The 6633-nt window shown below is 71.2% G+C and carries 7 protein-coding genes; 2 read left to right on the top strand and 5 right to left on the bottom strand.

Translation table 11 applies throughout. The features are described 5' to 3' along the window. Positions 1-335, bottom strand: a 335-nt coding sequence (locus ACE3T5_RS20650; RefSeq protein ID WP_374669992.1) for a 2-oxo-4-hydroxy-4-carboxy-5-ureidoimidazoline decarboxylase, incomplete at its 3' end; no start/stop codon positions are given. 79 nt (positions 336-414) lie between these two features. Between ACE3T5_RS20650 and ACE3T5_RS20645 the strand changes: the two genes are divergently transcribed. Further along, on the top strand, positions 415-1404 hold the full coding sequence (locus ACE3T5_RS20645; protein ID WP_374669991.1) for a LysR family transcriptional regulator: 990 nt from the start codon (positions 415-417) through the stop codon (positions 1402-1404). Here the strand turns inward: ACE3T5_RS20645 and ACE3T5_RS20640 are convergent. Both ACE3T5_RS20640 and ACE3T5_RS20635 read right to left on the bottom strand, forming a co-directional pair. Further along, the gene (locus ACE3T5_RS20640; RefSeq protein WP_374669993.1) at positions 1389-2525 is read right to left on the bottom strand and encodes a M20 aminoacylase family protein; all 1137 of its coding nucleotides are present in this window, start codon (positions 2523-2525) and stop codon (positions 1389-1391) included. The genes ACE3T5_RS20645 and ACE3T5_RS20640 overlap by 16 nt on opposite strands. Before the next feature lie 83 nt (positions 2526-2608). Then, a complete protein-coding gene (locus ACE3T5_RS20635; protein WP_374669990.1) occupies positions 2609-3607 on the bottom strand; it encodes a tripartite tricarboxylate transporter substrate binding protein in 999 nt (332 codons plus the stop codon). 116 nt (positions 3608-3723) lie between these two features. Between ACE3T5_RS20635 and ACE3T5_RS20630 the strand changes: the two genes are divergently transcribed. Next, positions 3724-4626, top strand: a complete 903-nt coding sequence (locus ACE3T5_RS20630) for a LysR family transcriptional regulator (protein ID WP_374669989.1) — start codon at positions 3724-3726, stop codon at positions 4624-4626. 37 nt (positions 4627-4663) lie between these two features. Here the strand turns inward: ACE3T5_RS20630 and ACE3T5_RS20625 are convergent, their stop codons facing one another. After that, on the bottom strand, positions 4664-5641 hold the full coding sequence (locus ACE3T5_RS20625; RefSeq protein WP_374669988.1) for a GMP reductase: 978 nt from the start codon (positions 5639-5641) through the stop codon (positions 4664-4666). A gap of 162 nt (positions 5642-5803) precedes the next feature. Then, positions 5804-6517 carry a hypothetical protein gene (locus ACE3T5_RS20620; RefSeq protein ID WP_374669987.1) on the bottom strand — a complete coding sequence of 238 codons (714 nt, stop codon included), beginning with the start codon at positions 6515-6517 and terminating at the stop codon, positions 5804-5806. Between the last annotated feature and the right edge of the window lie 116 nt (positions 6518-6633).

Raw genomic sequence — 6633 nt, 5'->3', positions numbered from 1 at the left:
GCCAGGAGGCCGAGCCGGCCCTGCTCGCCGGTGGATTCGGCCGTCATGGCGCCGGCCTGGGCCTCGCGGCCGGCCAGCTCGGGGTGGCCTTGCAGCAGACGCAGCTGCGCCTCCCGCGGCGCGGCGAGGATGGCCTCGGCCATCGCCAGGCCCAGCGCCGGCACGTCGGCAAAGGGGCGCCGCGCCCATGCCGCACGGGCGACCCAGGGCGCGTGCTCCACGGCGCCGCCCAGCCGGTGCACGAAGTCCTCTTCGGTGCCGGCCTGCAGCGCGGCCAGCCAGGCGGCAGCGGCGGGTTCGATGCGGTCGGGCGCGGCGGCGGTGGCAAGGGGCATGCTCGGCAGTCTGGCCCCCGCCTGCATTGCTGTCCATCGCATAATTTGCCACGCCTCATTCGCAGAAAGGCAATGCAACATGGCCACCTCCAGCCTGCACCCGCGGGCCTTGCGCTACCTGGCCGCGGTGGCGCAGACCGGCTCCATCCAGGCCGCCGCGCGGGATGTGGCGATTTCCGCCTCGGCCATCGACCGGCAGTTGCTGGCGCTGGAGGAGGAACTGGGCGTGCCCCTGTTCGAGCGCGAGCCGCGTGGCATGCGCATGACGGCCGCGGGTGAGGTGGTGCTGGCGCTGTCGCAGCGCTGGCGCGCGGACCTGCAGCGCACCCTCTCGGAACTGAAGCAGTTGCAGGGCGTGCACCAGGGCCAGGTGCGGCTGGCGGCGATGGACAGCCACGCCAACGGCCTGCTACCGCCTTTCATCGCGGCCGTCGCGCGGCAGCATCCGGGCATCGTGCTGGAGATCGAGATCGGCACGCCCGACGAGGCGGTGGCGCGCCTGCAGGCCGGTGAAGTGGACGTAGCGGTTGTGTTCAACGTGAAGCCTCAGCGGGAGCTGCACCTGGTGTGGACGACGGATCTGCCGCTCGGCTGCGTGGTCGCCGCGCAGCACGCGCTGGCGGGGCGGGATACGCTGGCCCTTCGGGATGTGGCTGGCTGGCCCATGGCGGTGCAGAGCCGATCGCTCGCGATCCGCCGCTACCTCGAACGGCGCCACGCCTGGCTGCTGGCCGAGGCGCGGCCGCCACTGGTGACGAACTCGTTGCAGCTGGTCAAGAGCCTCATCGTCGCCGGCAGCCACGTGGCTATCACGTCCGAGCTGGACGTGGCGCCCGAGGTGCTGGCCGGGCAGGCGGTGTTCATCCCCCTGGACGACAAGGCCGCGCAGCCGCAGACGGCGTGCGTGGCGGTGAGCGCGCGCCGGCCGCTGCCGCGTATCGCGCGGCTGGTGGCCGACCTGCTCGGCGCGCATGCGCAGGCGTACCTGCTGGCGGTGCGCGCCGCGCGTGCGCCTGCCCCGCGCCGCCGCAGCCGAGCGGCGGCGGCGCGCCCTCAGGCCACCAGATAGCGCCGCGTCAGCAGCGCCCAGTAGGCCGCGCCGACCGGCAGGCTCGCATCGTTGAAGTCATAGCCCGGGTTGTGCACCATGCAGGCGTGGCCGGCAAATCCGCCCTCGGCCGCCTCGCCGTTGCCGATCAGCAGGTAACTGCCCGGCACGCGCTCCAGCATGAAGGCGAAGTCTTCACTGCCTGGCAGGGCCGGTGCCTGCAGCGTGGTGCGCGCCACGCCCACCAGTTCCAGCGCGACCTCCCGCGCGAACGCCGTCTCCTGTGGGTGGTTGACCAGCACGCAATAGCCCTTGCGGTAGTCCACCTCCGCCCGGCAGCCGAAGCTGGCGGCCTGCTGGTGGGCCAGTTCGGTGATGCGCGTCTGCAGCAGGGCCCGCACGTCGCGGTCGAGCGATCGCACGCTCAGCCGCAGCGTGGCGTGCGCCGGGATCACGTTGGGCGCCTCGCCCGCGTGCAGCGCGCCCACGGTGACCACGGCCATCTGCAGCGGATCCACGTTGCGCGACACGACAGTCTGCAGCGCCATCACCAGGGCGGCGGCCGCCACCAGCGGGTCCGCCGCGTGGTGCGGCAGGGCACCGTGGCCGCCCACGCCGTGCAGCGTGATCGTCACCGCGTCCGACGACGCCATGGCCGGCCCCTCGCGCAGCGCGAGGTGGCCCACAGGATAGCCCGGCATGTTGTGCATGGCGAAGATCGCGTCGCACGGGAAGCGCTCGAAGAGGCCGTCTTCCATCATGCGCACCGCGCCGCCCAGGCCTTCCTCGGCCGGCTGGAAGATCAGGTTGAGCGTGCCGCTGAAGTCGACGTGGCGCGCGATGTGGTGGGCGGCGGCGAGCAGGATGGCGGTGTGGCCGTCATGGCCGCACGCATGCATCACGCCAGCGTGGCGGCTCGCGTGGGGCAGGCCGGTCGCCTCGTGGATGGGCAGGGCATCCATGTCGGCGCGCAGGCCCAGCCTGCGCGGGCCGTCGCCACGGCGCAGGCGGCCCACCACGCCGGTGCCACCCAGGCCGCGCGTGACCTCGTAGCCCCACTCGGCGAGGCGCGCCGCCACCAGGTCGCTGGTGCGATGTTCCTGGAAGCCCAGCTCGGGGTGCTGGTGGATGTCTCGCCGCATTGCGGCGAAGGTCTCCTGCGTGCCAGCCAGCTCGCTCAGCAGGGCCTGCGCGTTGTCCGCGATAGGGTCGAGTGCCACCGCGTTCATTGGGGCTGCAGGTTGACTGCCTTGGCGATCGCGCGGTACTGCGTCGTCTCGTCCGCAAAGGCCTTCTGCGCCGCATCCAGGCTCTGGGGCGCCGCTGCTTCCTGGCCCAGCGCGGCGAGGCCCGCCTTCACCTCCGCGTCACCCAGCACGGCCTGCAGCGCCTTGTGCAGCGCCTGCACCACCGGCTCCGGCGTGTCCTTGCGCACGAAGTAGCCGGTGCCGATCTCGGCCGTGAAGCCTTTCAGTGCCTTGCTCTCGGTGGTGCTGGGCAGCTGCGGCTGCAGCGGGCCGCGGCCGGGCGAGAGGGCGGCGATGAACTTCAGCTTGCCCTGCTTGGCCAGCTCCACCTGCGGCGCGCCGTAGGGCGTCATGAAGATGTCCACCTGGCTGCCCAGCAGATCCTTGATGGCGTCGGCGCCGCCCTTGTAGGGCACGTGCAGCATCTTCGCGTTCAGGGTACGGCTCAGCTGTTCGCCCAGCAGGTGGTAGAAGGAGCCGATGCCCACGCTGGCGTAGCTCAGGCCCTTGCCTTCCTTGGCGAGCTGCTGCGCCAGTGCCGCCAGTTCATCGGCCGTGTTCGCGGGCAGGTCGGGCCGCGCCAGGATGGCCATCGGCGCCATGGCGATGCGGTGCACCTGGCGGAAGTCCTCCGGCTTGTACTTCACCGCCGCCAGCGCCAGCGGCGCGAAGATCAGCTCGTTGGGCGAACCCTGGAACAGCAGGTGGCCGTCGGCCGGCGTGTTCAGCGTCTTCTGCGCCGCGATGCTGCCACTGGCGCCGCCCAGGTTGTCCACGATCACGGGCTGGCCGAGCGACTTGCCCAGCGCCGTGTTCACCTTGCGGGCGATCACGTCCGACAGGCCGCCGGCCGGGTAGGGCACCAGCAGCGTCACCGGCCGGTTGGGAAAGGCCTGGGCCAGGGCCAGCGTCGGGCAGGTGCCTGCCAGGGCGGCCAGCGCGGCGGCGGCCAGCAGGGCGCGTCGGTTCGTGTGCATCGTCTTGTCTCCTCGGGTCCTTGTGATCGATGAGCGGCATGCTAGGGAGGCTCCGACCATGTGTCCAATGACTTATCTTCCTGGTTTTGATTCATTCGACTCATGGAGTAGCGGTCATGGAACTGCGGCAGATGCGCCACCTGCTGGCGCTGGAGGAGACCCGGTCGTTCAGCCGGGCGGCGCAGCGCCTTTTCATCACCCAGTCGGCGCTCTCGCGCAGCATCCAGGGGCTGGAGGCGGAGCTGGGCGTACGGCTGGTGGACCGCATCGGCAAGCGCAACGAGCTCACACCCATGGGGCTGGCGGCGGCGGAGCACGCGCGTCGCCTGGTCCGCGAGGCGGATGATCTGCACGGGCACCTGGCGCAGCTGGCCCAGGGCCACATGCGCAGCCTCAGCGTGGGGCTGGGCTCGGGGCCGGGCGCGGTGCTGATGACGCCGCTGCTGTGCGAACTGGCGGCGCATCAGCCGCCGGTGCGCGCGGTGGTGCTGCGCGGCGCGACCGAACTGCAGTTGCAGCAGCTGCGCAGCCGCGAGCTCGACGCGCTGGTGATCGACGCGCGGCGGGTGGCGCCCGCCACCGATCTGCGCATCGAGCCGCTCGGGCAGTTGCGCGCGGCGTTCATCTGCCGGCGCGGGCACCCACTGGCCCGGCGACGGCGCGTGGCATTCGAGGACCTGCTGGCCTACCCCGTGGCTTCGACCCCGCTGTCGGACGAGGTGGCACGGCAGCTCGTCGACCAGTATGGCGAAAGCGCGCATCCGCAATTGCTGACTCGCCTGTGCTGCGAGGAAGTGGAGAGCCTGCTGGACACGGTACGCGCCACGGACGCCATCTTCCTGGGCATCTGCGTCGCCGCGCGAGAGGATCTTGCGGCTGGCCGCCTGCTGGAGTTGCCGGTGGTGCCGGCCCTCGCGGCGCAGGCGCGTTTCGCGCTGGTCACGCTGGCGGGTCGCACCGAGGGGCCGTCGGTGGCGTTCATTCGCGCCTTCGCGCGGGCGCGGATGCGGGATGATTGAGAGGGGATCGCCATCGCAACCCCAGCGCTTCCTCCGCCTACATCAGCAGGTGCTCGCCCGCGTTGTCCCCGCCCAGGATCACGTAGTTCACGCGGCGGATGTCCGAGAGCTTCGTGCCGCCGGCGTAGCTGATGGAGGACTGCAGGTCCTCCTCCATCTCGCGCAGGGTGTCGGCCAGCCTGCCCTTCACCGGCTCCAGGATGCGCTTGCCTTCCACGTGCTTGTACTCGCCCTTGTTGAAGTCGGAGGCCGAGCCGTAGTACTCCTTGTACAGGCGGCCATCCACTTCCACCGTCTGGCCGGGCGACTCCTCGTGGCCGGCCAGCATGGAGCCGACCATCACCATCGTGGCGCCGAAGCGGATGCTCTTTGCGATGTCGCCGTGCTCGCGGATGCCGCCGTCGGCGATGATGGGCTTGGTGGCCACGCGGGCGCACCACTTCAGCGCCGAGAGCTGCCAGCCGCCGGTGCCGAAGCCGGTCTTCATGCGGGTGATGCACACCTTGCCGGGGCCGATGCCGACCTTGGTGGCATCGGCGCCCCAGTTCTCCAGGTCGATCACCGCCTCGGGCGTGCCCACGTTGCCGGCGATGACGAAGCTGGCGGGCAGCTTCGCCTTGAGGTGGGCGATCATCTCGCGCACCGTGTCGGCATGCCCGTGGGCAATGTCGATGGTCACGTACTCGGGCACCAGGCCCTGCGCGGCCAGGCGGTCCACGGTGTCGCGGTCCGCCTGCTTCACGCCGACCGAGATGGAGGCGTAGGCGCCGGCCTCGTGCATCTGCCGCACGAAGGCCACGTTGTCCAGGTCGAACCGGTGCATCACGTAGAAGTAGCCGTTCTGGGCCAGCCAGAGGCAGATCTTCTCGTCCACCACCGTTTTCATGTTGGCGGGCACCACGGGCAGCTTGAAGCGCCGCCCGCCGAACTCGATGCCCGGGTCGCACTCCGAGCGGCTCTGCACGCGGCACTTGCGCGGCAGCAAGAGCACCTTGTCGTAGTCGAAGATTTCCATTTCCGTCGCTCCTGGGGGCCGGTTGCGGCCCCGAAAGACTGTTGAAGAACAGATGAGCGCTTGGACTGCGGGCCCGGCCGCCGCCCGGGGCGCGGCCGGCCCCGAAACGAAAAACCGGGCCGCAAATGCTTGGGCCCGGTGACTGATTTTACGGCGATGCGCTCACGGCCGGCATATGGTCTGCGTGATGGCCCTCATGCGGCCCTGCGCATCGTGGACGAGCGCGACCAGTCGCAGCCGCTCCGGCTGGGCGCCGGCATGGATCTGCATGGAGCGGCGTTCCAGCCGCGACGCCACGGCCCGCGGGGTCGCCTGCTCCCACGGCGGCCGGAACACATTGCGCACCAGCAGGCGCTCCACCGGGCTGCCTTCGGTGCCGGCCGGCAGCGCCTCTGCCAGCAGCAGCCACGCCTGCCAGGGGCCGCGGCCGCCGCTCTTGAGTTCGATGGAGGTGCCGATGTAGTCGTTGAAGCTGTCGCCCTGGGCCAGGCGAACGGCGGGGGCCTTGTCCCGCCGCAGCGTGGTGATGTGCAGCGCGGCGTCGGGCGCGGCGCGGCCCAGATAGGCCAGGCGATCCTCGGCCTCGCGCAGGGCCACGGCGGAGAGCGGCCCGTCGTCACCGCGCGGGCCCGGCACCACCCAGTCGAGGGCCAGCACGCCCTGCGCGGCCGCCGGCGTGGCCGGATCCGTCCAGCAGGTGGCGCAGTCGGCGCTGATGAAGCGCTCCAGCACGGCCTGCGGGGCGGGGGCGCCTTCGCTCGTGCAGACTGCCTGCGCCAGCGCGGGCAGCCAGGCCAGCGAGAGCGCCAGCGTGCGCCAGGCGGCGGGCCAGCGCAGCGGCACGGGGTGGCTCGGGTCGTGGCAAGGGGGCGTCATGGCAGGTCTCCGCCGGGCAGTGTGCCGCATCTGCGCCGCCTTGCAGCCGCATGGTTTCTACAATGCTTCATGTTCCCAGATGTCGCGGGCGACCTCCCGCTCTTACAGGCGCTCAA

Origin of the sequence: Ramlibacter sp. (genome assembly GCF_041916345.1) — a bacterium.
Lineage (GTDB): Bacteria > Pseudomonadota > Gammaproteobacteria > Burkholderiales > Burkholderiaceae_C > Ramlibacter.
This window is presented reverse-complemented; position numbering and strand designations above follow the sequence as displayed.